Origin of the sequence: Amycolatopsis pretoriensis, from assembly GCF_900107925.1 — a bacterium.
Classification (GTDB): Bacteria; Actinomycetota; Actinomycetes; order Mycobacteriales; family Pseudonocardiaceae; genus Amycolatopsis; species Amycolatopsis pretoriensis.
This window is the reverse complement of record NZ_FNUJ01000007.1, coordinates 120971-147036: the sequence shown is the minus strand read 5'-3', so window position 1 is coordinate 147036 and position 26066 is coordinate 120971. Positions and strand designations below refer to the sequence as shown.

Here is a 26066-nt window from a genome sequence, read left to right as displayed (position 1 = left end):
GTGATGCTGCCATGCGCGAGGTCACCGTGCGTGCGGACCCGCGAAAGTCACCGCCGCTTGACGGAGAGGTGGATCACGGTGCACGATAGTTGCGCAGTTCGGTCATCCGAGTTGCACGAACTGTGCAAAGGAGCGTGAGATGCCGAAGCTGCTCGTCCTCGGGGACGACCTGACCGGCAGCAACGCGACCGGAGCGCTGTACGCCCGCTTCGGGCTGCGTGCGGTTTCCGTCAACGCGCCGCTCGAACCGGACGCGCCCTGTTTCCGTGCGGGAAGCGGGATCGACGCGCTGGTGGTCAACCTGGGTACCCGCCACGCGTCGCCACCACACGCCGCGCGGGCGGTGCGGGCGGCGGTCGAGCTGGCCGGGCCCGTCGAGCTCACGGTGAAGCGCGTGGACACGACCCTGCGCGGCAACGTCGGCGTGGAGACCGAGGCCGTCCTGGCCACCGCGCCGGAGGCCCGCGCCCTCGTCGTACCCGCGTTCCCCGACGCCGGCCGGGTCACCCTCGGCGGCCTGCACCTGGTCGACGGCGTGCCGCTGGCCGAAAGCCCGGCCGCGCGCGACCCCCTCGCGCCGGTCCGGTCGTCGCGGATCCGCGCCCTCTTGCAGCCCACCGGCCGGGACATCGCCGAGCTGGCGCTGGACGTCGTCGAGGAGGGCGTGGACGCGGTCGTGGCCGCCCTGCGCCGCCCGGCGGGGATCGTCGTCTGCGACGCCACGACGAACCGGCACCTCACCGTCGTCGCCAAGGCCGCCGCCCGGCTGGCGGCCGAGGGCACGCGGTGGATCTCCGTGGACTCCGGGCCGTTCGGCGTCCGGCTGGCCGCCGCACTCGGTCTCGCGCCCGGCCACGGCACCATCCCGCCGGTCCTGTCCGTGATCGGCAGCATCACCGGGCAGACCCGGGACCAGGTCCTGGAAACCGAGCTGGTGCTGGACGCGCGGTACGTCGACGTCGACCCGGGCCGGCTCGATCCCCCGTCGATCGCCGCCGCGGCCGGGGAACTCCTCGGCGCCGGGCACCGCGTGGTCGGCATCCGGACCCGGGCGCCCACCCCGGGCGTCCCGATCGACCCCGGCGTCGCGGCACGAATCCCGCCCGCGCTCGGCGAAGCGACCCGGCTGGTGCTCGGCGCGCACCGGATCGGCGGGCTCTACGCCACCGGCGGCGACATCGCCGTCGAGGTCACGAAAGCACTCGGGGCCGACGGCTTCGAGATCGACACCGAGGTGCTGCCGCTGGCGGTCGCCGGGCGGCTCACCGGCGGCCCGCACGCCGGGCTGCCCTTCGCCACCAAAGGCGGGCTGATCGGCGGCCGCGACGCCGCCGTCGCCTGCCTGGAACACCTGAACCACGTGCTGGCCACCGGAAGGAAGAACCCGTGAGCGACCTCCCCATCCTCGCCGTCACCCTCGGCGACCCCGTGGGCATCGGCCCGGAAATCACCCTCAAGACCCTCGCCGAGCCCGAGTCGCTGCAGATGGCCCGCGGGGTCGCGGTCGGTGACGCGGTCGTGCTGGAACGCCTGGTCCGGCACCTCGGCCTGCACCTGGAGATCAACCCCATCGCCACGGTCGCCGACGCGCGCTTCACCACCGGCGTGATCGACATCCTCAACCTCGGCGTCGTCCGGGAAGACCTGCCGTGGGGCGAGGTCAACGCGACCGCGGGCGCCGCCGCCGTGGGCGCTATCGAAGTGGCCACCCGGCTCGCACTGGCCGGTGAGGTCGACGCGGTCGTGACCGCGCCGATCAACAAGGAGGCGATCTGGGCGGCGGGTTCCCAGCACCTCGGGCACACCGAGATGCTCGGCGAGCTGACCGGCTCGACCCGGTTCAACACGATGTTCTGGGTGTCGGGGCTGAAGATCTTCTTCGCCACCCGGCACCTTTCCCTGCGCGAGGCGATCAACCAGATCACCCGCGAGAACATCGAGCACGCCATCCGCGAGGCCTACACCGCGCTCGAGGTGTTCGGCACGGAGAAACCGAGACTGGCCGTGGCGGCGCTGAACCCGCACGGCGGGGAGAACGGCAAGTTCGGCGACGAGGAGATCGTCGCGATCGCCCCGGCGGTCGCCGCCGCGCGGGCGGCCGGGCTCGACGTGGTCGGCCCGATCCCGGCGGATTCCGTGTTCCACCAAGGGATCCAGGGCCGGTTCGACGGCGTGCTCTCGCTCTACCACGACCAGGGGCACATCGCGTCGAAGACGTACGACTTCGACGGCACGGTCTCGGTGACGGTCGGCCTGCCGATCCTGCGCACGTCGGTCGACCACGGCACGGCGTTCGACATCGCCGGCACCGGCCGGGCGTCGCACGGCACGATGGTCGCCGCGTTCAAGGCGGCCGCGACCCTGGCGCCGTACGCGCGGAAACTGCCCGCCATCTACCCGCCGGGCGTCCGGTGATCCCCCGCAAGCGCTGGGCGTACGTCATCCCGGTCGCGGTGGTCATGTACATGCTGGCCTACCTCGACCGCACGAACGTCGCGGTGATCCTGCCCTACATCGGCGACGACTTCCCGTTGTCCGCCAGCGCGAAGGGCCTGGCGAGCGGCATCTTCTTCGTCGGCTACCTCGTGCTGCAGATCCCGGCCGCGGTGCTGGCCGCGAAGTGGAGCGCCCGCAAGACGGTGCTGATCCTGATGGTCGCGTGGGCGTTCGCGGCGGTGCTCTGCGGCCTGGTGCGGAACGAAACGCAGCTGCACCTGGCGCGGCTGCTGCTCGGGCTGTTCGAGGGCGGCGTCTGGCCCGCGGTGCTGATCCTGCTGGCGTCCTGGTTCCCGCAGGCCGAGCGGGCCCGGGCGAACGCGCTGTGGATGACGTGCCTGCCGATCTCGGCGATCGTCATGTCCCCGCTGTCCGGGCTGATGCTCGACCACATGTCGTGGCGCTGGGTGTTCGTCATCCAGGGCCTGCCGCCGCTGCTGTGGGCGGTCGTCTGGTGGTTCGCGGTGGCCGACCGGCCGGCTAAGGCCCGCTGGATCTCCGCCGAGGAGCGCGAGTACCTCGAAACCACCTTGCGGGCCGAAGAAGAGGCCAAACCGGCGTTCGTGAAACAGGGCTACCGGCAGGCGCTGGCGAACCGGCAGGTCCTGCTGCTGATCGGCGTCTACTTCTTCTGGATCACCGGCTTCTACGGGTTCAGCCTGTGGTTGCCGTCGGTCGTGAAGACAATGACCGGCGGCTCGGCCACCGCGGTCGGGTTCCTGTCGGCCGTGCCATACGTCCTCGCGCTGGCCGGGATGGTCGCGTGCGCGCACTGGTCGGACAAGACCGGCAACCGGCGGCTCGCCGTCGCGGTGCCGCTGGTCGTGGCCATCGCCGGGCTGCTGCTCGGCAACCTCGTGCACTGGCCGGCGGCGGTGCAGCTGGTGCTGCTCTGCGTCGTGGCGACCGGCGTCTACATGCCGTACGGGCCGTTCTGGGCCATCCCCAGCCGGCTCCTCGGCATCGAGGTCGTCGCCGTGGCGATGGGCCTGATCAACGCGCTCGGCAACCTCGGCGGGTTCGCCGGGCCGTACCTGGTCGGCTGGCTCACCGACGTCACCGGCAGCGCGACCACCGGGTTCGTCGTGCTGGCCGCGTTCCTCGCCGTGGCCGCCGGCCTGGCGTTCTTCGGGCTGAAACCCGCGACTGTGGAAGAGTCTGCGCATGTCCCAGCCGCGACCAGGCACCCGTGACCGGCGCGCGATGCTGCTCGAAGCCGTCCGCGACGGCTCGGGCGGCATCGCGGAACTGGCCGAGGAGTTCGGTGTCTCGGAGTCGACGATCCGCCGTGACCTCGCCTCCCTCGCCGGCGCCGGGCACGTCGTCCGCACCTACGGCGGCGCGCTCGACACCGAACGCAGCCCGCACGAGAAGGACCGCGAGAACGCGGCGGCGAAGGACGCCATCGCCCGGCAAGCCGCCGCGCTGGTGCGCGACGGCGAGGTCGTGCTGCTCGACGCCGGCACGACCACCGGCCGGCTCGCCCGCCACCTCGCCCACCGCGAGGGGCTGACCGTGGTCACCAACGGCGTCACGGCGATCCGCGAGCTGGCCGGCTTCGCCGGGATCGACCTGATCGTCCTCGGCGGCCGGCTGCGGCACCCCAACGAAGCCATCCTCGGCGAGAGCGTGCTCGCGCAGCTGCGGCACATCTCACCCGATCGGGTGTTCCTGGGCGCGGATGGCCTGGTGCCCGGCCGGGGGCTGTGCTGCCCGTCACTGGAGCAGTCCGTGGTCAAGCACGCGATGCTGCACGCGGGCGCCGAGGCCTACGTGCTGGCCGACCACTCCAAGCTGGACCAGGCCCCTTTTTCCTACTGGACGCCGCTCGACCGCGAGTACCGGCTGATCACCGACGAGCCGCGGATCGACGCCGTGTACCCGGCGTTCGCCGACAGCGTGATCGTGGCGGACGGATCCGAAATTGTCGGTGGTGCCGCGCATCATGGACGACGTGGCAGTTGACGTGCTCGACCTCTTCTCCCCCGCGACCCGGGACTGGTTCGCGGGGGCCTTCGCCGCGCCCACCGCGGCCCAGGAAGGCGCCTGGCGGGCGGCGCATGCGGGCGAGCACGCCCTCGTCGTCGCGCCGACCGGGTCCGGCAAGACCCTGTCCGCGTTCCTCTGGGCGCTGGACCGGCTTTCGGTGGAACCACCGCCGGCGGAAGCCACCAAACGCTGCCGGATCCTCTACGTCTCGCCGCTGAAGGCGCTCGCCGTCGACGTCCAGCGGAACCTGCGCGCGCCGCTCGCCGGCATCTCGCAGGCCTCGCGGCGGCTCGGGCTCCCGGTGCCGGAGATCGAGGTCGGCATGCGCACCGGCGACACCACCGCGGCCGAGCGCCGCTCCTTCACCAAGACCCCACCCGACGTCCTGGTGACCACGCCGGAGTCGCTGTTCCTGATCCTCACGTCGTCGGCGCGGGAGTCGCTGCGCGGCGTCGAGACCGTGATCGTCGACGAGGTGCACGCGGTCGCGGGCGGCAAGCGCGGCGCGCACCTCGCGCTGTCGCTGGAGCGGCTCGACTCGCTGCTGCCGAAGCCGGCGCAGCGGATCGGCCTGTCGGCGACGGTCCGCCCGGTCGACGAGGTGAGCGCGTTCCTGGCCGGCGGCCGACCGGTGCGGGTGGTCCAGCCGAAGCTGGCGAAGACCATCGAGGTCCGCGTCGAGGTCCCGGTCGAGGACATGAGCAACCTCGACGCCCCGCGCGGCGGCCCGGCGCCGAGCCCGCTCGACGAGCTGGAGTCGCTCGGGTCCCTGGATTCCCTGACCGAAGCGTTCCCGCCCGGCGACATCGCCCCTGGTGGCCTGGGCACGCTGGAGGAGATCGCCGGCAACCCGGTGCAGCGGCCGTCGATCTGGCCTGCGGTCGAAGAGCGGGTGCTGAGCCTGATCCAAGCCCACCGCTCGACGATCGTGTTCGCCAACTCCCGGCGGCTCACCGAGCGGATGACGGCCCGGCTCAACGAGCTGGCCGCGGAGCAGACCGAGCTGACCGCGGCCGACTCCTTCCCGGCCGAAGCGGTCGGGCAGTCCGGCGTGAGCACCGGCGCCCCGCCGGTGATCGCCCGGGCGCACCACGGGTCGATGTCACGGGAACAGCGCACGCACGTCGAGGAGGACCTCAAGTCCGGGCGGCTGCCGTGTGTGGTGGCGACGTCGTCGCTGGAGCTGGGCATCGACATGGGCGCGGTCGACCTGGTGGTGCAGATCGAGGCGCCGCCGACGGTGGCGTCCGGCCTGCAGCGCGTCGGCCGTGCCGGGCACCAGGTCGGCGCGGTCTCCTCCGGCGTGATGTTCCCCAAGTTCCGCGGCGACCTCGTCTCCTGCGCGGTGGTCGCGGAACGGATGGCGACCGGCGCGATCGAGGCGGTCCGCTACCCGCGCAACCCCCTCGACGTGCTGGCGCAGCACGTCGTCGCGATGGTGGCGCTCGAACCGTGGACGGTGCCGGACCTGGCCTCGCTGGTGCGGCGGGCGGCGCCGTTCGCGTCGCTGCCGGACGACGCGCTGCACGCGGTGCTCGACATGCTCGCCGGCCGGTACCCGAGCGAGGAGTTCGGCGAGCTGCGCGCGCGGATCACCTGGGATCGCATCGCCGGCGAGCTGCGGGGCCGGCCCGGCTCGCAGCGGCTGGCCGTGACCTCCGGCGGCACCATCCCGGACCGCGGCCTGTTCACCGTGATGACGCCGGGCGGGGACGACAAGCCCGGGTCGCGCGTCGGCGAGTTCGACGAGGAGATGGTGTACGAGTCGCGCGTCGGCGACACCATCCTGCTCGGCACGTCGTCGTGGCGGATCACCGACATCACGCACGACCGCGTCATCGTGGTGCCCGCGCCGGGCGAACCGGCGCGGATGCCGTTCTGGAAGGGTGACGCGCCGGGCCGGCCGCTGGAACTCGGCCGGGCGCTGGGGAAGTTCGTCCGCGAACTGTCCACATCGGACGCCGGGAAGGCGCGCGAGCGGGCCGCCGCGGCCGGGCTCGACGAGCGGGCCTGCGACAACCTGCTCAACTACCTGGCCGAGCAGAAGGAAGCCACCCGGCACGTCCCGAACGACCGGACGATCCTCCTGGAGCGCTACCGCGACGAGCTGGGCGACTGGCGGATCGTCGTGCACTCGCCGTTCGGCGCGCAGGTGAACGCGCCGTGGGCCCTCGCGATCGCCGCGCGGCTGCGGGAAAACCGCGGCGTCGACGCGCAGGTGGCGCACTCCGACGACGGCATCGTCCTGCGCCTGCCCGACGCGCTCGACGCCGACGGCGGCGACGTCACGATCGGCGCCGACGACGTGCTGCTCGATCCCGAAGAGGTGGAGCAGCTGATCGTCGCGGAGGTCGGCGGTTCGGCCGTGTTCGCGGCGCGGTTCCGGGAGTGCGCGGCGCGGTCGCTGCTGCTGCCGCGCCGGGACCCGCGGCGCCGCACTCCCCTCTGGCAGCAACGGCAACGCGCGTCGCAGCTGCTGTCGGTGGCGGCGAAGTACGAGCGGTTCCCGGTCGTGCTGGAAGCGATGCGGGAGGTCCTGCAGGACGTCTACGACGTGGGCGGCCTCCGGGAGCTGATGGCCGACGTCCGGGCCCGCAAGGTCCGGCTGGTGGAGGTCGAGACGCCGGCCGCGTCGCCGTTCGCGCGCAGCCTGCTCTTCGGCTACGTCGGGATGTTCCTGTACGAGACCGACGCACCGCTGGCCGAACGGCGGGCGGCGGCGCTGTCGCTGGACTCGGGGCTGCTGGCCGAACTCCTGGGCACCGAGGCGATCCGCGAGCTGCTGGATCCCGAGGCCGTCGCGGAGGTGACCCGGTCACTGCAGCGGCTCGACCCCGACCGGCACGCCCGCTCGGCGGAGGACGCCGCCGACCTGTTGCGCTTCCTCGGCGACCTGACCGTCGAGGAGGCGGCCGAGCGCGGGATCCAGCCCGAATGGCTCACCGAACTGGAAAGCGCGCGGCGGGCGATCCGGGTGCGGATCGGCGGCACCGAACGGTTCCTGGCGATCGAGGACTCCGGCAAGGTGCGCGACGCGCTGGGCACCGCGCTGCCGGTGGGGGTGCCCGAGGCGTTCACCGAACCGGTCCCGGACCCGCTCGGTGACCTGCTGTTCCGCTACGCCCGCAGCCGCGGGCCGTTCGCGGCGGCGGACGTGGCCCGGCGGTTCGGGCTCGGCCTGGCCGTCGTCACCGGCGTCCTCGACCGGATGACCGGCGAAGGCCGGCTGGTGCGCGGCGAGCTGAGCCCGGTCGGCCACCCGGACACCCACGGCGTCGGGATCGAGTACTGCGATTCGGCGGTGCTGCGGCGGCTGCGGCGGGCGTCGCTGGCGAAGCTGCGGGCCGAAGTGGAGCCGGTCGAACCGGCGGCGCTGGGCCGGTTCCTGCCGTCGTGGCACGGGTTCGGCGGCCGCGTCCGGGCGGCGCCGACGGCGGACGACGTGCTGTCGGTGGTCGAGCAGCTCGCCGGGGCGCCGTTGCCGGCGAGTGCGGTGGAGTCGCTGATCCTGCCCGGCCGGCTGCCGGGCTACTCCCCCGCGCTGCTGGACGAGCTGACGACCGCGGGCGAGGTCACGTGGGCGGGCTGCGGTGCGTTGTCCGGCGGGGACGGCTGGATCGCCCTCGCGCCCACGGACGTCGCCGACCTGCTGCTGCCCGAGGTCGTCGAGGACATCCCGACCGGTCCGCTGCACGAGGCTCTGCTGTCCACTTTGGAGGGTGGCGCGCTGTTCTTCCGCCAGCTGGTGGACCGCTCGAGCGTCCTGGTGGACAAGGCCCCGAACGACGCCGAAGTGGTGGCCGCGCTGTGGGACCTGGTGTGGGCCGGGCTGGTCACCGGCGACACGCTGGGGCCGCTGCGGGCCCAGGTGGCCGGGCACGGCGCGCACAAGCCACGGCGCCAGGCACCGCGCGGCCGGTACGCGCGGCTGCGGGCGGGGCGGCCGCAGATGCCGTCGCGGTCCGGGCCGCCGACGGTCGCCGGCCGCTGGGCGCTGACGCCGAACCGCGAGACCGACGCGACCCGGCGCGCCCACGCGCGGACGGAGGCGTTCCTGGAACGCCACGGCGTCCTGACTCGCGGCGCGCTCGACACCGAACGCGTCACCGGCGGGTTCTCCGGGATCTACAAGGTGCTGCGCGGCATGGAGGACACCGGCCAGGTGATCCGCGGCTACGTCGTGGAGGGGCTGGGCGCGGCCCAGTTCGCGGCGAAGGGCGCGGTCGACCGGCTGCGCGCGCTGTCGGGACCGGGCCGCCCGGCGCCCGGCCGCGCGGTGGTGCTGGCGGCGGCGGACCCGGCCCAGCCGTACGGCGCGGCGCTCCCCTGGCCGGCCGCGACGGGCGACACGAAACACCGTCCGGCCCGCAAGGCCGGCGCGCTGGCGGTGCTGGTGGACGGCGTGCCCGCGATGTACGTCGAGCGAGGAGGCAAATCACTGCTGAGTTTCACCGACGAGCGGCAACCGCTGGTGGACGCGGCGCAGGCGTTGTCGGCAGCGGTGCGCGAAGGCTGGCTGGGTCAGCTGTCGGTCCAGCGCGCCGACGGCGAGCAGGCGCTGACGTCGGAACTGGCGGAGGTGCTGAGGGAGGCGGGTTTCCGGGCCACGCCGTCCGGGCTGCGCCTGCGGGCCTAAGCTGCCAGTTCGACACGCACGAAGGATGTTCTGCTCATGGCGATGCGCGAACTGCGCTATTTCGGCGACCCGATCCTCAAGTCCGTCTGCGACCCGGTCACCGTGTTCGACGAAAAGCTCGAAGCGCTCGTGCGCGACCTGGTCGATTCGGTGAAGCCGGATGGCCGAGCCGGGCTGGCGGCCCCGCAGATCGGCGTCGGGCTGCGCATCTTCAGCTACGACGTCGCCGGCCTCACGGGTTACGTGATCAACCCGGAGATCGCGGAGCTGTCCGAGGAAACGCACGAGATCAACGAGGGCTGCTTGTCGGTCCCGGAGCTGTGGTTCCCCACGAAGCGGGCGAAGCACGCGAAGGTCCGCGGCGTGGACATCCACAACGAGCCGATCGAGGTCGAGGGCGAAGACGTGCTGGCCCAGTGCCTCCAGCACGAAACCGACCACCTGGACGGAATCCTGTACCTGGACCGCCTGACGGCCGAACGCAAGAAAACGGCCCTGCGCGAAGCCCGCGACAAGAACTGGTTCTGGAAGCGCTGACCAGCTGACCAGAGTCGCCGCCGCGAGGCGCGGGTCGAACGGGCCGCCACTCACCGCCGGCCGGCCCAGCTCGCGCGGCCGCGAGGGGGTCCGCCAGTCCACCCCAGCACCCGACCCCACTCACACGACCACCGCGGCGCGACTCGCCCGACCCATCCCTGCACCCGGCCCAACCCGCGCGGCCTCCGCGGCGTGACTCGCCCGACCCATCCCTGCACCCGCCCCAACCCGCGCGGCCATCGCGGCACGGCTCGACCAGCCCACCCGGCACCCGCCCCAACCCGCGCGGCCTCCGCGGCGTGACTCGCCCGACCCATCCCTGCACCCGCCCCAACCCGCGCGGCCATCGCGGCACGGCTCGACCAGCCCACCCGGCACCCGCCCCCACTCGCGCGGCCGCCGACCCGTCCGGCCAAGCCGCTCAGTCGCGCAGGAACATCCGCAGCTGGGTGCTTTCCTCGGCCGACCGTTCCGCGCGCAGGCCCGCCCGGGCCGCCGTGCGTGGGAGCACGTCGTCTCCGGCCAGGCAGTCCGCTCGCAACTCCGAAATCCCTTGCGCCTCCGCCAGCGCGCCACGCGACTCAGCAACGCCGTGCCGATGCCCTGACGCTGCCAGTCGTCCTCCACCAGCAACGAGATCTCAGCGCCTCCCGAAGCCGAGGGGATCAGCTGGGCCAGCCCGATCACCTCGCGCCCGAAGACCGCCAGCACGCTCGTCCCGCGCGGGGGCACCAGCAACCGGTGCAGCCAGCGGCGCGGCACCGTGCGGACACCCGTGTGGTAACGCCGGAACAGCGTCGCCGTCGAGCAGCGGCGGTGCAGTTCGGACACCGCGTCCGCGTCGGCCGGCAGCCCCCTGCGCAGGACGATCGCCGCGCCGTCGGGGCGGTTCAGGACCACCGGGCCCGCCACGTTCCGCACCGCGGCGCCCAGCACCGTCACCAGTGCTTCCGCGCGAGTCAGCTCCAGCTGCACGAACGGCGCCCACCGGCGCCGCGCCACCAGCGCGTTTCCCTCGCCCAGCTCGAACACCGCGCGGTGCCCGCTCTCGGTGCGTGCCGGGTTCGCCTCGGCCGCCGGGACGCGCGTGACCACGTCCGCGGCCAGCACGTCCTTCAGCACCTCCGCGAGCCGGGCCGGGTCGTCGATCGCGCGCCGGGCCGCGAGCAGCGTCGACGACGACGGGTCGACCAGCTCGTGGACGTCGGCGTCGATGATCGCCGTGCACTCGCAACCCTCGTCGCGGATCGCGTCGGCGACGTGCCGCCGGGGCAGGCCGGTCGCCGGGCGCAGGACGATCTCGTCGAGCACGCCGCCGGGCACCGGCAGCACCGTCAGGCCGAGGATGTTGCACTCGAGGTCGGCGAGCCGGATCGCGATGCGGGCCAGGGTGCCGGGGTGGTCGTGCATCCGGACCCGCACCCGCCACGCCGTCGGCGCGCCCGGCACGTCGACCGCGGCCGCCGGTGCGAGCTGGGGCAACGTTCTGGAAGTCTCCATGCCCCCACGGTCCCGCGCGGTTGTTGCCGCTCCGGGACGCGGGTGTTTCGCGCAGATCAGCGTTCGGGACGGCTCGGCAACGCGGCCGAAACGCCTCAGCGCGGGGTCAGCACACAGAACTCGTTGCCCTCCGGGTCCATCAGCACGCGCCACGGCAGGTCCGGGCCGCCGAGGTCGGCCGGCGCCGCGCCCGTCGCCACGACCTCCGACACCACGGCCATGTGGTCGGCACCCGCCGGCGGCGCGACGTCGAGGTGGACGCGGTTCTTGACCCGCTTCACGTCGTCGTTGCGGAGGAACTCCAGCCACGGCCCCCGCCCCGCCGGCGCGCTCAGCCCCACCAGGCCTCCTTCGTCGCGGGCGCCGACCGACCGGCCGGTGAGCCGCGCCCAGAAGGCGGCCATGCGTTCCGGGTCGTGGGCGTCGACGACGATCGAGGCGACCGCCCCCGTACCCGCGTACCGGTCGCGGGGCTCGAGGACGCAGAACTCGTTGCCTTCGGGGTCCGCCAGCACGACCCAGGGCACGTCGCCCTGCCCGACGTCGACCCGGCTGCCGCCCAGTTCCAAGGCGCGCGACACCAGTTCCGCCTGGTGCGCGAGCGTTTCGCTCGACAGGTCCAGGTGGATCCGGTTCTTGACCTCCTTGGGCTCGGGCACCGGGACGAACACGAGGTCCAGGTCCCAGCCGTCGGTCTCCGGGGCGCGCACGTCGACCTCGTCCGGCTCCTCGACGGCGACGCGCCAGCCGAGCAGCGCGGCCCAGAAGTCCGCCAGGACCCTCGGCCGCGCCGCGTCGATCACCAGGTTCACCAGGCGCGTGTTCATGCGCCGCAGGTTAACCGCCACCCCCGACAGTTCCGGTTCGGCTTCCCCACCTACCGGGTTCATCGGGTCGCGAGCCGCAGCAGCGCCCAGAGCTGGGCCGCCTGGTCGTGGACGCCGCGCACGGTCACCGAGGTCAGGGACGACCGGCCCCACAACCACAGGTAGATGCGCTCGGGCTCGCCGGCCGTCACGACGTCGTCCGCGGCCTCGGCCTCCTCGGCCGAACACCGCCAGGCCTCCGTCACGTCGGGCCCGGCGCGCGCGATCCAGCTGTGCGCCCCGGCGCGCACGCCGACCGAGCCCGCTTTCGTGCCGGTCAGGCCCAGCATCGGCAGCTTCTGGCCGAACCACAGCGTGAGGGCCTCGTCGATGCCGTCGATCGCGAGGTCTTCGTCGATGCCGCGCGGCTCCGCGCCCGCGGCCTGCTCGACGTCGACGCGGTGGACGAGGGTCTCGTGCAGCATCCGGCGTCGCCAGAACCCGTAGGTCGGGTCCGCCGGCCACCAGGTGTCGGCGTGGTCCTCGGGGTCGTGCGCGGCGAGTTCGTCGAGCAGCTCGGTCAGGCCGGTTTCCAGGTACCCGGTCAGGCCCTGGCCGGGTTCGGGGTCGCGCTGCCAGTCGTCCGGGCCGCGGCCGTCGGCCAGCCGGCGCCGGACCATCCGGTAGAGGCTCCCGACGTGCCGGGCCACCTCGCCGAGCGACCAGCCGGGGCAGGCGGGCACCGGCGCTTCGATCGGCGCCGCGTGGACGGCTTCGGCCAGTAACCGGCCTTCGATTCCCAACGCCGTGAGCAGTCGCCCCTGGTCGACCGGGCCGTGCTCACGCGACATGGGCTTCCCCGGTGATCGGCAGGCCGTGCACGAGCCGGCGGACGAGTTCGAGGAACGGCGTGGCGGCGCGCACCAGCCCGGCGGCCGACTCGGCGCTGACCTTGCCGGTGATCCCGGCCTGCGCGGCGGCGCGCGCGGCCGAGTTGCTCGCGAAGAAGGCGGACCACTCGCGCAGTTCGGGGGCGACGGAGTCGAGCAGCAGCCAGGTGCTGGCCGGCCGGGCGCGGCCCCGGTGAGGGCGGCCACGGGCGGCGAGCACGGCGGCGGCCCCGCGCAGCGCGGCGAGATAGGCGCCGACGAAGCGTTCGACGGGGTCGGTTTCCCGCTCGGCCTCGGCGAGCTGACGCCGGGCTTGGGCGAGCAGGCCGGCGGCAACGGGCGGAGCGGGCGGACGCAGGGACATGGGCAGCTGCGACTGCTCGCGCTCGGTGGCAGGCGGGTGCGGCGGCAGTTCGGGCTCGGCGACCGGCGCGGCGGCGGGCGGGCGCAGGAGCATCGGCAGCTCCGGCTCGGCCGACTCGACGGCAGGAAGCGGCGAGGGCTCCGCCCCGACAGTTGGCGGGCGCGAGGGCAACTCAGGCTCGGCGGCCGAACGCGGCGCGGGCTCCACGGCGGCAGGCTCGCGCACGGGCGTCGGCAGCTCCGGCTCGGCGGCCGAACCCAACACGGGCTCCACAGCGGCAGGCTCGCGCAAGGACAACTGCATGTCCGCCTCGGCGACCGGCGCAGCGGCGGGCGGGCGCAGGAGCATCGGCAGCTCCGGCTCGGCCGACTCGACGGCAAGAAGCGGCGAAGGCTCCGCCCCGGCAGCGGGCGGGCGCGAGGGCAGCTCAGGCGCGGCAGCCGAACGCGGCGCGGGCTCCACAGCGGCAGGCTCGCGCAAGGACAGCTGCAGGTCCGCCTCGGCGACCGGCGCGGCAGCGGGCGGGCGCAGGAGCATCGGCAGCTCCGGCTCGGCCGGCTCAGCGGCAGGCCGAGGCTGCTCGGGCACCGAAGCCGCGGCGGCGGGCGCCTCCAGCGGCAGTTCGGGCGGGCGCGAGGGCAGCTCCGGCTCGGCCACCGCAGGCTCGGCGGCCGGCCGCGACGGCTCCGCCCGCCGCTCCGCGGGCTCGGTGCCGGCCACCGGCGCCGCAGCGGGTTCCGGCGTCATCGGCAGCTCCGGCTGGCCGGCGTCCACCGGCCGGCGCCGGGGCTTGCGGGGCTCCACGCAGCCCGGGACCGGCGGGGCCGACGACACCGACGGGCGCAGCGGGGACCGCCCGGTGTGCGGGCGCAGCGACATGGGCAGCTGCGGCTGCCCGGACTCCGTGGGGGACACGACCTTGACGGACATGACGACCCTCCTCCTGCGCGGGGTGAGCCCGATCATGTGCCCGGCGCCGAGACGCTTCCCCCGCCCCGGAGCCGGGCACCTGACCGGTGCGCGCTCACCGATGTCGAACGTCTGTTCGAACAAAATCCAGAGTAACCCTCCACCCGGCGTCCGCTCAACCCCAGGGGTGGATTCCCGCGGGACACCAGGTCGGTGGCGTGATCTCATAGGCTCATGAGTTCGCTGGACCACCCCGCCGTCGCCAAGGTGGCGGCCGCGCTGGCCGAAGCCGGGCAGCACGCCGCCGCCGAGGGCATCCGCGTGCTGCCCGCCGAAGTCCGGACCGCCGCTCAAGCGGCCGAGGCTCTCGGCGTGCCCGTGGGGGCCATCGCCAACAGCCTCATCTTCCGCCTGGGGTACGACAAAAACGCGCTCCTCGCCCTCACCTCGGGGGCCCACCGAGCGGACACGGCCACCCTCGAACGCCTGGCCGGGGCCGAAATCGGGAAGGCCGACGCCGATTTCGTGAGGGCGCACACAGGACAGCCGATCGGCGGCGTCGCACCCACCGGGCACCCGACGAAGCTGCCCACGCTCGTCGACACCGCCTTGCGCGCCCACGACGTCGTGTGGGCCGCGGCCGGGCACCCGAAGACCGTCTACCCGACCACCTTCGCCGAGCTGGTCGCCTTGACCGGGGGCACCCCGGGCGCGCTCGGCGGCGCGGAGGAAGATGGATCGCTGTGACCGCGATGCCCGCCGGCTGCTCCCGCTACGTCCAGCTCTCGACGGACGAGTTCCGCGCACGCCTGCCCGAAGCCCTGGACATCTACGTCCGGGCGATGCGGTACCCGGCGGGCACCGCCGAGCAGCGCGCGCCGATGTGGCTCACCCACGCGCTGCGTGAGGGCTGGCGCTGCATGGCCGCGCTCGACGCCGACGACGTCCTGCTCGGGCTCGCCTACGGCTACCGCGGCCGGGCCGGGCAGTGGTGGCACGAGCAGGTCCGCCACGGCCTGAGCCGCCGGTTCGGGCCCGAAGCGGCCGAACGCTGGCTGTCCGACTACTTCGAGCTGACCGAGATCCACGTCAAGCCGGAGAACCAGGGCCACCAGATCGGCGAGGACCTGCTGCGCGGCCTGCTGGACGGCGTGCCGAGCGCGAACGTCCTGCTGTCCACGCCCGAGGGCACCAGCCGGGCGTGGAAGCTCTACCGCCGGACCGGGTTCGTCGACGTCCTGCGCGACTACCACTTCGCCGGCGACCCGCGGCCGTTCGCGATCCTCGGGCGGGCGCTGCCGCTCGACGCGCGCTAAGCCGGTTCCGGCCGCCAGTAGCCGATCGCCAGCGCCGCGACCAGCACGGCGGCGCCGCACCACGCCGTGACGCCCAGGCGTTCGCCGAACAGCAGCGCGGCCAGGACCGTGGCCGTCAGCGGTTCGAGCACCGCCGACAGCGCGCCGAGGACGGGGTGCGCCGTCGCGAGGCCGCGCAGGTACGCGGCGTAGGCGAGCGCGGTCGGCACGGCGCCGAGGTAGCAGACCACCGCGAGGACGTCGGCGTGCAGCGGCAGCGCCATGCCGGTCCAGGTCGCCACGGGAGTGAGCAGGAGGCCGCCGATCAGGCAGCCGTACGCGGTCGTGGCCAGCGGGTCCAGGACCGGTTTCGCCGTGAGCAACGTCAGCGTCGCGAAGCCGGCGGCCGCGAGCAGCGCGAAGCCGAGGCCGCCGAGGAGGTGGGCGGGTTCCTCCGGTGACCAGCGCAGCAGGACGAGACCGGCGACGGTGCCGGCGACCGAGACGAGCGTCCAGCGCCCGGGTTTCCGCACAGCGGCGAGGGTGACGAAGACCGGGGCCGCGCCGATCGTGGTCATCGTCGCGATGCTCACGGAGCTCAACGCGACGGCGGCGAAGTAGCTCGCCTGGAAGAGCGCGAACAGCCCGCCGACGGCGAGGAGCCGTTTGCCGGCTTCAGCCGTGCGCGGGAAGGTGCCGCCTTTCAGGAGGACGGCCAGGGTGGCGATCCCGCCGCCGACGAGCAGCCGGTAGGCGGCGACGGCGAGCGGGTGGAGGCCGGCGAGCTGGGCGAGCAGCGAGCCGGCGAGACCGCCGGTGCCCCAGAGGACCCCGGCGAGAACGAGCGCGGCCGACGAACGGGCGCGCGTGGGCATGTCGACAGACATGGGAATGCTCCTGCGTCGAAGGAAAAGGGAGTTCGACGCGGGGCGGTCGTGCACGACGGATCAGCCGCGGGCCCTGGAGGCCACGCGGCCGGGAACCACCCCGCTCAGACGCGGGGCGGCGGGGTGACGAAGAGAATTCGGCGCACGAAGGGAACTTAGCGACGGATCGGGGGTGGCGCGAAGGGTTTTCCGGTGGCAGCACGCCCCCACCGCACTGCGACTAGGATGACGCCATGACCACGATCGACGTCGATCTTGCCCGGCCTCGGCCAGTCGGGAAGACTTCGGCACTGTCGATCGACTTTGCGTGGCCGCCATTGGCGGACCTGCCTCCCAGCCTTCTGCCCCCGGGGACCGTGGTCCAGCTTTCGACGGGGAGCGGAAAAACGGCGACTGCACTGCAGATCATGTCGGAGTTCTTCCGGCACGGCTTCTCCGAGTGGCTCGCGGCCAACGGATTGGCCTCGCCCGAGAGCAGTCCGCAAAAGCCGTGCGACTGCCCGGCCTGTGCCGAGTTCACCGCGACAGCCCGGTGTGGACGCTCCTCCGACGAGTTCGGCGAGCGTCTGAGCTTCGAGAGCTGGGCAGCTGCCCCTGCCGCTCTTGCCGCGCCTCACGTCACGGCTTTGATGGACGCGCCGGCCATGGCAATCGCGGCGGTTCTCGACGAATGGACCGACGCGGTTTTCGACCGGGCTCACCAGACCGCGGAGGGAACTGCCGCGCGGGTAACGGCTTTCCACCTGGTTTCGCCCTGGATCCTGCTGGTCCACCGGCTCCTCGTCCTCTCGTGGCGGACCGGAGCCGTGTGCGCGTCCCTCAGGGGCTTGGCCCGGATCAGGCGTCGTTCACGGGACCTGTGCCCGGCGAATGCCGATGGAACACGTCCTCGTTGCGCGGGCCGCGCTCCCCGGGGTCCCAGCGCGCCGCGGATGTCCTCGATGGTCATCCGCGGCGGAGCGCAGCCCTAATCCGGCCTCGGCTCCCCGCTCGATCGGCAGGGAGCCGAGCATGGATTTCACGAAGATCGTCGCCGTCGCCGACGTCATCGACAACGTTCCGCTGCTTGCCGCCGCGCTCTTCGCGATCGGGCAGCTGCTGAGGCCGGAAGGGCTTCGGCAGCGCCGCCGGAACAAGGTCGTGCGGCAGATCCAGAGATCTGCCAAGAAGGCCGGCGAGTTCACCGAAAGCCAGGGAAGGCTGCGCTGCGCCCTGTTGGAGGTGCCCATCACCGACGACCCGGGTACGTCCGTGCCGGACGGAGGACCGCCCGAGGCTCCACCGCCCCGCAAGTGGCGCGGCTGGACCCGCCGGCGGTAGCGGCAGGTCCAGCCGACGGCGCTCAGTCCAGCTGGGCCAGCTGCTCCCGCAGGGTGTCCAGCCCCATCCCGCCCATCCGCAGCGCCTCGGTGTGGAACCGCTTGATGTCGAACCCGGCCCCCGCCCGGCCCTGCGCCTCGGCCCGCGCCGCCAGCCACAAGCGCTCGCCGATCTTGTACGCCGGGGCCTGGCCCGGCCAGCCCAGGTAGCGGTCGATCTCGTCGCGCACGTGGGCCTGGTCCGTGATCGTGCGGGTCAGCATGAACTCCAGGCCCAGCTCCGGGGTCCACCGCGCACCTTCGTGGAAGCCGGTTCCGGTGGGGATGACCAGTTCCAGGTGCATCCCCAGGTCCACCACGACCCGCGCCGCGCGGAACAGCTGCTCCGACAGCATCCCCAGGAGGTCTCCGTCGTCGGCCAGGTAGCCCAGTTCCTCCATCAGGCGCTCCGCGTACAGCGCCCAGCCCTCCGCGTGGCCCGACGTGAACGCCATCAGGCGCTGGTACTTGTTCAGCCTCTCGGACTGGTCCACCGCCGTCGCGATCTGGAGGTGGTGGCCCGGCGCTCCCTCGTGGTACACCGTGCTCGTCTCGCGCCACGTCGAGAACTCGTCGCGGCCGCTCGGCAGGGACCACCACATGCGGCCCGGGCGGCCGAAGTCCTCACTCGGGCCCGTGTAGTACGCGCCGACGCCGCCACCCGGCGGGGCGATCTTGCACTCCAGGGCCATCACGCGGTCGGAGATGTCGAAGTGCTTGCCGCGCAACGACTTCAGGGCCTCGTCGGACAGGTGCTGCATCCACGCCTCGAACTCGGCGCGGCCCCGCACCCGGTAGCGCGGGTCGGCGTCCAGGGCCGCCGCGGCCTCCGCCAGGGTCGCGCCCGGCTTGATCCGGTTCGCGACCGCGCGCATCTCGGACTCGATGCGCGCGAACTCCGCCCAGCCCCACTCGTACGCTTCGCGCAGGTCCAGCGCCGCGCCCACGAAGTAGCGCGACCACAGGCGGTAGACGTCCTCGCCGACCGCGTCCTTCACCGGGGCCTTCGGGGCCAGCTCGGCCCGCAGGAACCCCGCGAACTCGGCGAACGCCTCCTCGGCCGCCCGCGCCCGGTGCGTCAGATCCGCCGCGAGCGCCGGCACCTGCGAAGAACCGACGAGCTGGGTGAAGTAGCCCTTCTCGTCCTTCAGGCCGGCCCACGTCTCGCACTGCTCCGCGACCTTCCCGACCTGGCGCAACGCCGCGACGTGCCCGGCGTCGGCCGCCGTGAGCAGGCCGTTGCGGACGTTCGCCAGCGCCCGCGGGACCTCGCCGATGCGGGCCGAGACGGTCGCCCAGTCCTGCTCGGTCTCCAGCGGCATCAGGTCGAACGCCATCCGCAGCTCCTGCACCGGGCTGGAGATGACGTTCAGGCTCGCCACGTCGAGGCCGGCCTCGTGGATCTCCAGCTCCAGGCCGACGCGCTCGGTGAACACGGCCTTGGCGGCGCGCTCGGCGGCGTCGCGCGGCTCGGCGGCGGTGACGGCGGCGTGCGCCCGCGCGGCGAGCCCGGCGCGCTCGGCGAACCCGTCCGCCGAGTAGTCGGTCAGCCGGTCGTCGTAGCCCTTGACGCCGTAAGCGGTCGCGGCGACCGGGTCGACGGCCGCGTAGTCGTCGACGTAGCGGTCACAGATGTCGTGCACGCCGTCGGAAGCAGTAGAAGCCATGCGCCGCACGCTACCGGGCCACCACGACCCGGTGGTACGTACTTAAGCACGGGCCGGGACGAGCCCCAGCCGCGCGATCACCTCGCGCGTCGCCTTGGACCGGTTGAACGTGTAGAAGTGCAGGTTCGGCACGCCCTCGGCGATCAGCTTCTCGCACAGCTCGGTGATGACGTCGATGCCCGCCGCGCGGAACGCCTTCGGGTCGTCGGCCAGCGGTTCGAGCCGGTCCAGGAGCTTGCGCGGCGCCGGTGCGCCGGAGAGCTTGATCGTCGTCTGCAGGGTCCGCATGGTCGTCAGGGGCATGACGCCGGGCAGCACCGGGACGTCGCAGCCGGTCGCGGCGACCCGGTCGCGCAGCCGGAGGAAGTCCTCGGCGTCGTGGAACAGCTGCGCGATCGCGAAGTCGGCGCCCGCGCGCAGCTTGCGGACCAGGTACTTCGTGTCCGACTCCAGGTCGGGCGAGCGCGGGTGGCCGTAGGTCGACGCCGAGACGCCGACGCAGAAGTCGCCCAGCTCGCGGACCAGCTGGACCAGCTCTTCGGCGTAGGTCAGGCCGTCGGGGTGCGGGATCCAGTCGCCGTAGACGTCGCCCGGCGGGTCGCCGCGCAGCGCGAGGACGTTGCGGACGCCGACGGAGGCGTACCAGCCGATCACGTTCCGCAGCTCGGCGACGGAGTGGTTGACCGCGGTCAGGTGCGCCATCGGCACCAGCGTCGTCTCGGTCGCGACGCGGGCGATGCTGCGGATCGTGCCGTCGCGGCTGGAGCCGCCGGCGCCGTAGGTGATCGACATGTAGGCCGGGTCGTACGGCTCGAGCTCCCGGATCGCCTTCCACAGGACGGCCTCGTCCGCCGCGTCCCGGGGTGGGAAGAACTCGATGGAGAACTTCGGCCCGTCTCCGCGCAACCGCTCGATCACCGACGTCATACCTCGAATGTTAAGGGCCCCGGCTCTAGACTCGATACAGGAGTGAGCGATGAGGGATGACGACGCGAGCTGGGACGAGGACGTCCGCCTGGCCGTTTACCACGCCTTCGCCGACCGCGGCCGCGCGCCGACCGGGCCGGAGCTGGCCGACGCCGCGGGCGGGTCGCTCGCCGTCGCCAAGCAGGCCCTGCACCGCCTCGCCGGCGCCCACCACCTGGTGCTCGACGAGTGCGAGCACGTCGTGCTGGCCCACCCGTTCGCCGCGCGGTCGCTCGGCTTCTCCGTGATGGGCTCGCACACGCTGTGGTGGGGCGGCTGCGCGTGGGACTCGTTCGCCATCCCCCACCTGGTCGAGGACGAGCCCGAGGTGCTCGTCGCGACCCGCTGCCCCGGCTGCGCCCAGCCGCACGCGCTGGTCGTGGACCGGGCGAAACCGCCGGAAGGCGCGCAGGTGGCGCACTTCCTCGTGCCCGCCGCGCGGATGTGGGACGACGTGCTGCACACCTGCGGCAACCAGCGGCTGTTCTGCTGTGAGTCCTGTGTGGACGCCTGGCTCGCGGCGACCGGGCAGGCCAAGGGGTACGTGATGGACCTCGTCACGCTCTGGCGGCTCGCCCGCGGCTGGTACGCGGGCCGGCTCGAGCGCGGCTACCGGCGCCGCGAGCCCGACGGTGCGGTCGCCTACTTCGCCGAAGCGGGCCTCACCGGGCCCTTCTGGGCGCCGGTCACGGCCGGAGTCTGATTCGCCACATCCGGGTGCCCCGGCGGCCCGCGGCCCCGCCGGTTCCGCGAGGATGGCGGGATGAACGCGCCCGTCTCCGACGCCGACCTGCCCGCCCACGTCGAGCGCGCGCTGGCCGGGTTCCTCGAGCGGGCGGGCACCGCGATCCTGGACACCGAGCCGACCGTGGCCGCGGGGATCGACGCGCTGCGCGGGTTCGTGCTGAACGGTGGCAAGCGCTTGCGCCCGACGTTCGCCTGGTGGGGCTGGCGCGGCGCGGGCGGCGACCCGGCGGGCGCGGACGCCGAGGGCGTGCTGCAGGCGGTGGCCAGCCTCGAGCTGATCCAGGCGTGCGCGCTGATCCACGACGACCTCATCGACTCCTCCGACTCCCGCCGCGGCTTCCCGACCGTGCACATCGCGGGCGCGAAGCTGCACGCCGACCGGGGCTGGCTCGGCTCCCCCGCGACGTTCGGCCTGGCCACCGCGGTGCTCGTCGGCGACCTGGCCCTGGCCTGGGCGGACGACATGTTCGCCGACGCGTCCCTGCCCGCCGAGACGCTGGCCGCGGCGCGCCCGGCCTGGCGCGCGATGCGCACCGAAGTCCTCGCCGGCCAGTACCTCGACGTCCGCACGCAGGCCACCGGCGACGCCTCCGTCGAGGCCGCGCTGAAGATCGACCGGCTCAAGACCGCCGCCTACACCGTCCAGCGGCCGCTGCACCTGGGCGCCGCGCTCGGCGGGGCCTCGCCCGAGCTGATCGCCACGCTGCTGGAGTTCGGCGGCGAGGTCGGCGTCGCGTTCCAGCTGCGTGACGACCTCCTGGGCGTGTTCGGCGACCCGTCGGTCACCGGCAAGCCCGCCGGCGACGACCTGCGTGAGGGCAAGCGCACGCTGCTCGTCGCGCTCGGTCTGCAGCTCGCCGCGGAGAAGGGTGAGACGGCCGCGGCGACGGTCATCGCCGACGCGATCGGCGACGCCGACCTCTCCGACGAGGGCGTCGAGACCGTCCGGATGGCGTTGCGGCAGGTCGGCGCGGTCGACGCCGTGGAGCGGCGGATCGACGAGCTCACGACGGCGGCGATGGCCGCGCTGGAGCGCGCGCACCTGGCCGAGCCCGCGCCCGAGGCGCTGACCGGGCTGGTCGTCAAGGCCACCCAGCGGACGTACTGACGTGCGGACGGTAGACGGGCCGGCCGACCACGTCGTCGTCATCGGCGCCGGCCTGGCCGGGCTTTCGGCGACGCTGCACCTGCTCGGCGCCGGCCGGCGCGTCACGCTGCTGGAGCAGGCGGACACCCCGGGCGGGCGCGCCGGGCAGGAGAACTTCGACGGCAACGCCGTGGACACCGGCGCGAGCGTGCTGACCATGCCCGAACTGCTCGAAGAGGCGTTCGCCGCGGTCGGCGAGCCGCTGGCCAAGAACCTGCGGCTGACCAGGCTCGACCCGGCGTACCGGGCGCGGTTCGCCGACGGCTCGGAACTGGCGCTGCACACCGACGGCGACGCGATGGAAGCCGCGATCCGCGAGTTCGCCGGCGCTCGCGAAGCGGTGGGCTACCGGGCGCTGCGACGCTGGCTGACCGAGCTGTACGCCGCGCAGAAGGACCGGTTCATCGGGACCAACTTCGATTCGCCGGCCGACCTCGCCCGCCCCGAACTGGCGAAGCTCGCCGCGCTGGGCGGGTTCGGGCGGCTCGGCCCGCGCGTCGGCCGGTACCTGCTCGACGAGCGCGTCCGGCGGCTGTTCACCTTCCAGGCGCTCTACGCGGGCTTGGATCCGGCGAGCGCGATCGGCGCGTACGGCGTCATCGCCTACATGGACACGGTCGGCGGCGTCTACTACCCCGAAGGCGGGATGGGCGAGATCGGCCGGGCGATGACCGGCGCGGCTGCGCGGGCGGGCGCCGACGTCCGGTTCGGCACCGAAGCCGCCTGGCTCGAACGGGTGAATTCGCGGGTGCGCGCGGTCCGGACGCGCTCGGGCGAGCGGATCGCGTGCGACGCCGTCGTGCTGGCGACCGAGCTGAGCACGGCGTACCGGCTCATCGGCGCGCGGCCGCGGCGGCCGCTGCCGCTGCGCTACTCGCCGTCCGCCGTCGTCCTGCACGGGCGGACCACCGAAAAGTGGGACCTCGGGCACCACACGATCTTCTTCGGCGACGCCTGGGAACGGACGTTCGCGGAGATCATCCGCGAGGGCAAGCTCATGAGCGACCCGTCGCTGCTGGTCACGCGGCCGACGGCGACCGACCCGGGGCTGGCCGGGCGCGGCGGAGAGATCGTCTCGGTGCTCGCGCCGGCGCCGAACCTGCGCAGCGGGCCGATCGACTGGGACCGCGTCCGCGAGCCGTACCGCGAAGAGCTCCTTCGCACGCTCGAAGCGCGCGGGCTGACCGGGTTCGGCGACGAGTTCACCGTCGACGAGACGATCACCCCGGCGGACTGGGCGGCCCGCGGGCTCGCCGCCGGGACGCCGTTCTCGCTGGCGCACACGTTCGCGCAGACCGGCCCGTTCCGGCCGGCGAACCTGGTGCGCGCGGCGGGCAACGTCGTGCTCGCCGGCTGCGGTACCACCCCCGGCGTCGGCATCCCGCCGGTGCTCATTTCCGGACGACTGGCAGCGGAAAGGATCACCGGCCGGTGAAGGAACTCGACGCCGCGGGCATCACGGCGCCGGAGCTGCGCGCCGCGTACACGGAGTGCCGCCGCATCAACGCGCACTTCGGGCGCACGTTCTTCCTGGCCACCCGGCTGCTGCCGGCGCGGGCCCGCCCGGCCGCGCACACGCTGTACGGCTTCGCGCGGATGGCCGACGAACTGGTCGACAACCCGGAGCCGGGCAGCGACCCGGCCGAGTCGCTGGACCGCGTCGCGGCGATGGTGGACGTCGTCTACGACGGCGGGACCCCGGCGGACCCGGTGCTCGTGGCCCTGGCCGACACCGTGCGGCGCTACGGCATCGCGCGCGGGTTGTTCGACGCGTTCCTGAAGTCCATGCGGATGGACCTTTCGCCGGTCGAGTACCGGACGTTCGCCGAGCTCGGCGAATACATGTACGGCTCGGCCGCGGTGATCGGGCTGCAGATGCTGCCGGTGTTCGGCACGATCGGGCCGCTGTCCGACGCCGAGCCGGGGGCGATCGCACTCGGTGAGGCGTTCCAGCTGACGAACTTCCTGCGCGACGTCGGCGAAGACCTCGACCGGGGGCGCCTGTACCTGCCGCTCGACGAGCTGGCCGCGTTCGGCGTCTCGCGTTCGTTGCTCGAACAACGGCGGCCGGACCCGCGGATCCGGGCGGCGCTGGCGTACTTCGTCGCGCGCACGCGGGCGGTGTACCGGCGGGCGGAGGCGGGGGTTGCGCAGCTGCTCCCGGAATCGCGGCCGTGCGTGCGGACGGCGTTGACGCTGTACGAGGGGATCCTCGACGAGATCGAGGCCCTGGACTACGACATCCTCACCCGGCGGGCGGTGGTCCCGAAGTCGCGCAGGCTGGTAGTCGCACTACCCCCGTTGACCACGGTCTGGGCGCGCGAGACGTTCGGAAGCGGTCGTAGGCTGCGATCATGACCGAACGACGCATCCGGATCGGCCTGCAGCTCCAGCCGCAGCACGCCGACTACGACACCATCCGGCGCACCGCGTCGGCCGCCGAGGACCTCGGGGCCGACATCGTCTTCAACTGGGATCACTTCTACCCGCTGTACGGCGATCCCGACGGTGCGCACTTCGAGTGCTGGACGATGCTGGGCGCGTGGGCGGAGTCGACGTCCCGCGTGGAGATCGGCGCGCTGGTGACCTGCAACAGCTACCGCAACCCCGAGCTGCTGGCCGACATGGCGCGCACGGTGGACCACATCTCCGGCGGGCGGCTCATCCTCGGCATCGGCTCGGGCTGGTTCGAGAAGGACTACGACGAGTACGGCTACGAGTTCGGCACCGCGGGCGGCCGCCTCGACGACCTCGCCGAGTCGCTCCCCCGCATCGAGTCCCGCCTGGGCAAGCTGAACCCGGCCCCGACGCGCAAGATCCCGGTCCTGATCGGCGGCGGCGGCGAGAAGAAGACGCTCAAGCTCGTGGCCAAGCACGGCGACATCTGGCACGGCTTCGGCGACCCGGAGGTCGTCGAGCGCAAGGTGAAGATCCTCGACCAGCACTGCGCGGACGTCGGCCGCGACCCGAGCGAGATCGAGCGGTCGTGCGGCGTGCAGGGCGAGCCGGACGAGCTGGGCCCGAAGCTCCTCGAACTGGGCGTCACGACGTTCACGGTCGGGGTCGGCGGCCCGGACTACGACCTGGACGCCCTCAAGAAGTGGATCGCCTGGCGCGACAAGACCACCGGCTGAGTGCCGCGGAGGCCCGTCTCGGCGTTCCGGGACGGGCCTTTCTCAGCCGCAGCTGACGACCGCGTACTCGCCGGAGCTGCTGTTCTCGGCCACGACGAACCCGTTGCCGCGGGTGATCCGGCAAGTGATCGTGCCTCCGCCGGAATTCTGCGCATTCAGACCGACGCTCACGTCATCCCCGTCGGTGTCGATGGTCTTCGACCACTTCCGGCCGCGGACATCGGTTTCCTGCGAGATGTTGAAGTCCGGCTTCGAGTACGTGACCGTCGAGATCCCGGAGCCGGTCGTCGTGACGCTGTAGGTGATCCGGTCTGCCTTGCGCTGGGCCTCCTCGTCGGCCTTGCGCTGTGCCTCTGCGGCGGCCGAAGAACTGGCCGCCGCGGCCGAGGACCGGCGCGCCGATTCCGAGGCACGGCTCTCTTCCGCTTCCTGGCTTGCCTTCGCGACCGAGCTCTCGGCTGCCGCGGCGGCCGGGTCCGTCGTGCGGACGGGCTCGGTCGTGCTCACCAGCGAGGTCGCGTCAGCCGTCAGTGCCGGCTTCGGCGCGGTCGCGACCGAGATCGAGCCGACGATGACGGCGGCCGCCACCGCAGCGGTGATCCAGGGCCACTTGGGGTGCTTCGTCCGGGCGGGTGTCGGCGGCCGGGTTCCGGGGACGGACATGCGTGCTCGATTCTCGGTGTGCGGGCGCGTACCTCCGCGTGGTCGCACTTCTTCGAGCCCCTGTTACTTCGTGCG

General features: G+C 73.3%; 22 protein-coding genes and 1 pseudogene. 15 read left to right on the top strand and 8 right to left on the bottom strand.

Features of this window, described 5'->3' with window-relative positions; translation table 11 throughout:
* Window positions 1–139: 139 nt before the first annotated feature.
* The 6 genes from BLV96_RS30415 to def are packed head-to-tail and all read left to right on the top strand — an operon-like array spanning window position 140 to window position 9658.
* The gene (locus BLV96_RS30415; protein ID WP_086680485.1) at window positions 140–1390 is read left to right on the top strand and encodes a four-carbon acid sugar kinase family protein; all 1251 of its coding nucleotides are present in this window, start codon (window positions 140–142) and stop codon (window positions 1388–1390) included.
* The gene (pdxA, locus tag BLV96_RS30410) at window positions 1387–2415 is read left to right on the top strand and encodes a 4-hydroxythreonine-4-phosphate dehydrogenase PdxA (RefSeq protein WP_086680486.1); all 1029 of its coding nucleotides are present in this window, start codon (window positions 1387–1389) and stop codon (window positions 2413–2415) included. Before BLV96_RS30415 ends, pdxA begins: the two co-directional genes overlap by 4 nt.
* On the top strand, window positions 2412–3689 hold the full coding sequence (locus tag BLV96_RS30405; protein WP_086680488.1) for an MFS transporter: 1278 nt from the start codon (window positions 2412–2414) through the stop codon (window positions 3687–3689). The genes pdxA and BLV96_RS30405 overlap by 4 nt, the downstream gene beginning before the upstream one ends.
* Entirely contained in the window at window positions 3661–4461 is an 801-nt protein-coding gene (locus tag BLV96_RS30400) for a DeoR/GlpR family DNA-binding transcription regulator (RefSeq protein WP_086680490.1), read from the top strand. The genes BLV96_RS30405 and BLV96_RS30400 overlap by 29 nt, the downstream gene beginning before the upstream one ends.
* Window positions 4442–9121, top strand: a complete 4680-nt coding sequence (locus BLV96_RS30395; protein ID WP_208608364.1) for a DEAD/DEAH box helicase — start codon at window positions 4442–4444, stop codon at window positions 9119–9121. The genes BLV96_RS30400 and BLV96_RS30395 overlap by 20 nt, the downstream gene beginning before the upstream one ends.
* A gap of 36 nt (window positions 9122–9157) precedes the next feature.
* Complete coding sequence (def, locus tag BLV96_RS30390) at window positions 9158–9658, top strand: peptide deformylase (protein WP_086680494.1); 501 nt, start codon at window positions 9158–9160, stop codon at window positions 9656–9658.
* A gap of 421 nt (window positions 9659–10079) precedes the next feature.
* Here the strand turns inward: def and BLV96_RS30385 are convergent.
* From BLV96_RS30385 to BLV96_RS50860, 4 genes and pseudogenes are all read right to left on the bottom strand, one after another.
* A pseudogene (locus BLV96_RS30385) lies at window positions 10080–11158 on the bottom strand (GNAT family N-acetyltransferase).
* Window positions 11159–11253: 95 nt separating this feature from the next.
* Window positions 11254–11985 carry a VOC family protein gene (locus tag BLV96_RS30380; RefSeq protein ID WP_086675141.1) on the bottom strand — a complete coding sequence of 244 codons (732 nt, stop codon included), beginning with the start codon at window positions 11983–11985 and terminating at the stop codon, window positions 11254–11256.
* Window positions 11986–12044: 59 nt separating this feature from the next.
* On the bottom strand, window positions 12045–12815 hold the full coding sequence (locus BLV96_RS30375; protein ID WP_086675140.1) for a maleylpyruvate isomerase family mycothiol-dependent enzyme: 771 nt from the start codon (window positions 12813–12815) through the stop codon (window positions 12045–12047).
* The gene (locus tag BLV96_RS50860; protein WP_244180594.1) at window positions 12805–14148 is read right to left on the bottom strand and encodes an SAV_6107 family HEPN domain-containing protein; all 1344 of its coding nucleotides are present in this window, start codon (window positions 14146–14148) and stop codon (window positions 12805–12807) included. The genes BLV96_RS30375 and BLV96_RS50860 overlap by 11 nt, the downstream gene beginning before the upstream one ends.
* A 213-nt stretch (window positions 14149–14361) precedes the next feature.
* Here BLV96_RS50860 and BLV96_RS30365 point away from each other — a divergent pair, with 213 nt between their 5' ends.
* Together BLV96_RS30365 and BLV96_RS30360 are read left to right on the top strand one after the other, a co-directional pair.
* A complete protein-coding gene (locus BLV96_RS30365) occupies window positions 14362–14874 on the top strand; it encodes a YbaK/EbsC family protein (RefSeq protein WP_086675139.1) in 513 nt (170 codons plus the stop codon).
* Window positions 14871–15443 carry a GNAT family N-acetyltransferase gene (locus BLV96_RS30360; RefSeq protein WP_086675138.1) on the top strand — a complete coding sequence of 191 codons (573 nt, stop codon included), beginning with the start codon at window positions 14871–14873 and terminating at the stop codon, window positions 15441–15443. The genes BLV96_RS30365 and BLV96_RS30360 overlap by 4 nt, the downstream gene beginning before the upstream one ends.
* On the opposite strand, the gene BLV96_RS30355 is transcribed toward BLV96_RS30360, so the two are convergent.
* Window positions 15440–16309: a DMT family transporter gene (locus BLV96_RS30355; protein ID WP_086675137.1), complete on the bottom strand. Its 870-nt coding sequence runs from the start codon at window positions 16307–16309 to the stop codon at window positions 15440–15442. The genes BLV96_RS30360 and BLV96_RS30355 overlap by 4 nt on opposite strands.
* A gap of 233 nt (window positions 16310–16542) precedes the next feature.
* Between BLV96_RS30355 and BLV96_RS30350 the strand changes: the two genes are divergently transcribed.
* Together BLV96_RS30350 and BLV96_RS30345 are read left to right on the top strand one after the other, a co-directional pair.
* Window positions 16543–17280, top strand: coding sequence for a hypothetical protein (locus tag BLV96_RS30350; RefSeq protein WP_086675136.1), 738 nt, complete (start codon window positions 16543–16545; stop codon window positions 17278–17280).
* A 40-nt stretch (window positions 17281–17320) separates the two neighbouring features.
* Window positions 17321–17629 (top strand): hypothetical protein, encoded by a 309-nt coding sequence (locus BLV96_RS30345; RefSeq protein WP_086675135.1) that lies wholly within the window; start codon window positions 17321–17323, stop codon window positions 17627–17629.
* A gap of 22 nt (window positions 17630–17651) precedes the next feature.
* Here the strand turns inward: BLV96_RS30345 and BLV96_RS30340 are convergent, their stop codons facing one another.
* Both BLV96_RS30340 and BLV96_RS30335 read right to left on the bottom strand, forming a co-directional pair.
* Window positions 17652–19334, bottom strand: coding sequence for a DUF885 domain-containing protein (locus tag BLV96_RS30340; protein WP_208608363.1), 1683 nt, complete (start codon window positions 19332–19334; stop codon window positions 17652–17654).
* Window positions 19335–19376: 42 nt separating this feature from the next.
* Entirely contained in the window at window positions 19377–20261 is an 885-nt protein-coding gene (locus tag BLV96_RS30335) for a methylenetetrahydrofolate reductase (protein ID WP_086675133.1), read from the bottom strand.
* A 49-nt stretch (window positions 20262–20310) separates the two neighbouring features.
* On the opposite strand from BLV96_RS30335, the gene merB reads away from it, so the two are divergent.
* Genes merB through BLV96_RS30310 form a run of 5 tightly spaced genes read left to right on the top strand, consistent with a single transcriptional unit; the run spans window position 20311 to window position 25328 of the window.
* Window positions 20311–21003 (top strand): organomercurial lyase, encoded by a 693-nt coding sequence (merB, locus tag BLV96_RS30330; protein ID WP_086675132.1) that lies wholly within the window; start codon window positions 20311–20313, stop codon window positions 21001–21003.
* A gap of 60 nt (window positions 21004–21063) precedes the next feature.
* Window positions 21064–22155, top strand: a complete 1092-nt coding sequence (locus BLV96_RS30325) for a polyprenyl synthetase family protein (RefSeq protein WP_086675131.1) — start codon at window positions 21064–21066, stop codon at window positions 22153–22155.
* Between the two features lies 1 nt (window position 22156).
* Entirely contained in the window at window positions 22157–23629 is a 1473-nt protein-coding gene (gene crtI, locus BLV96_RS30320) for a phytoene desaturase family protein (RefSeq protein WP_086675130.1), read from the top strand.
* Window positions 23626–24552 (top strand): phytoene/squalene synthase family protein, encoded by a 927-nt coding sequence (locus tag BLV96_RS30315; protein WP_086675129.1) that lies wholly within the window; start codon window positions 23626–23628, stop codon window positions 24550–24552. The genes crtI and BLV96_RS30315 overlap by 4 nt, the downstream gene beginning before the upstream one ends.
* Window positions 24549–25328 (top strand): LLM class F420-dependent oxidoreductase, encoded by a 780-nt coding sequence (locus BLV96_RS30310; RefSeq protein ID WP_086675128.1) that lies wholly within the window; start codon window positions 24549–24551, stop codon window positions 25326–25328. The genes BLV96_RS30315 and BLV96_RS30310 overlap by 4 nt, the downstream gene beginning before the upstream one ends.
* A 42-nt stretch (window positions 25329–25370) precedes the next feature.
* On the opposite strand, the gene BLV96_RS30305 is transcribed toward BLV96_RS30310, so the two are convergent.
* Entirely contained in the window at window positions 25371–25991 is a 621-nt protein-coding gene (locus BLV96_RS30305) for an MmpS family transport accessory protein (RefSeq protein ID WP_086675127.1), read from the bottom strand.
* Between the last annotated feature and the right edge of the window lie 75 nt (window positions 25992–26066).

Coding starts and splice junctions, on each gene's coding strand:
- BLV96_RS30415 (WP_086680485.1), top strand. CDS start 140: ATGCCGAAGCTGCTCGTCCTCGGGGACGACCTGACCGGCAGCAACGCG.
- BLV96_RS30400 (WP_086680490.1), top strand. CDS start 3,661: ATGTCCCAGCCGCGACCAGGCACCCGTGACCGGCGCGCGATGCTGCTC.
- BLV96_RS30395 (WP_208608364.1), top strand. CDS start 4,442: ATGGACGACGTGGCAGTTGACGTGCTCGACCTCTTCTCCCCCGCGACC.
- def (WP_086680494.1), top strand. CDS start 9,158: ATGGCGATGCGCGAACTGCGCTATTTCGGCGACCCGATCCTCAAGTCC.
- BLV96_RS30380 (WP_086675141.1), bottom strand. CDS start 11,985: ATGAACACGCGCCTGGTGAACCTGGTGATCGACGCGGCGCGGCCGAGG.
- BLV96_RS30375 (WP_086675140.1), bottom strand. CDS start 12,815: ATGTCGCGTGAGCACGGCCCGGTCGACCAGGGGCGACTGCTCACGGCG.
- BLV96_RS50860 (WP_244180594.1), bottom strand. CDS start 14,148: ATGTCCGTCAAGGTCGTGTCCCCCACGGAGTCCGGGCAGCCGCAGCTG.
- BLV96_RS30365 (WP_086675139.1), top strand. CDS start 14,362: ATGAGTTCGCTGGACCACCCCGCCGTCGCCAAGGTGGCGGCCGCGCTG.
- BLV96_RS30355 (WP_086675137.1), bottom strand. CDS start 16,309: ATGTCTGTCGACATGCCCACGCGCGCCCGTTCGTCGGCCGCGCTCGTT.
- BLV96_RS30350 (WP_086675136.1), top strand. CDS start 16,543: ATGACCACGATCGACGTCGATCTTGCCCGGCCTCGGCCAGTCGGGAAG.
- BLV96_RS30345 (WP_086675135.1), top strand. CDS start 17,321: ATGGATTTCACGAAGATCGTCGCCGTCGCCGACGTCATCGACAACGTT.
- BLV96_RS30340 (WP_208608363.1), bottom strand. CDS start 19,334: ATGGCTTCTACTGCTTCCGACGGCGTGCACGACATCTGTGACCGCTAC.
- BLV96_RS30335 (WP_086675133.1), bottom strand. CDS start 20,261: ATGACGTCGGTGATCGAGCGGTTGCGCGGAGACGGGCCGAAGTTCTCC.
- merB (WP_086675132.1), top strand. CDS start 20,311: ATGAGGGATGACGACGCGAGCTGGGACGAGGACGTCCGCCTGGCCGTT.
- BLV96_RS30325 (WP_086675131.1), top strand. CDS start 21,064: ATGAACGCGCCCGTCTCCGACGCCGACCTGCCCGCCCACGTCGAGCGC.
- BLV96_RS30310 (WP_086675128.1), top strand. CDS start 24,549: ATGACCGAACGACGCATCCGGATCGGCCTGCAGCTCCAGCCGCAGCAC.
- BLV96_RS30305 (WP_086675127.1), bottom strand. CDS start 25,991: ATGTCCGTCCCCGGAACCCGGCCGCCGACACCCGCCCGGACGAAGCAC.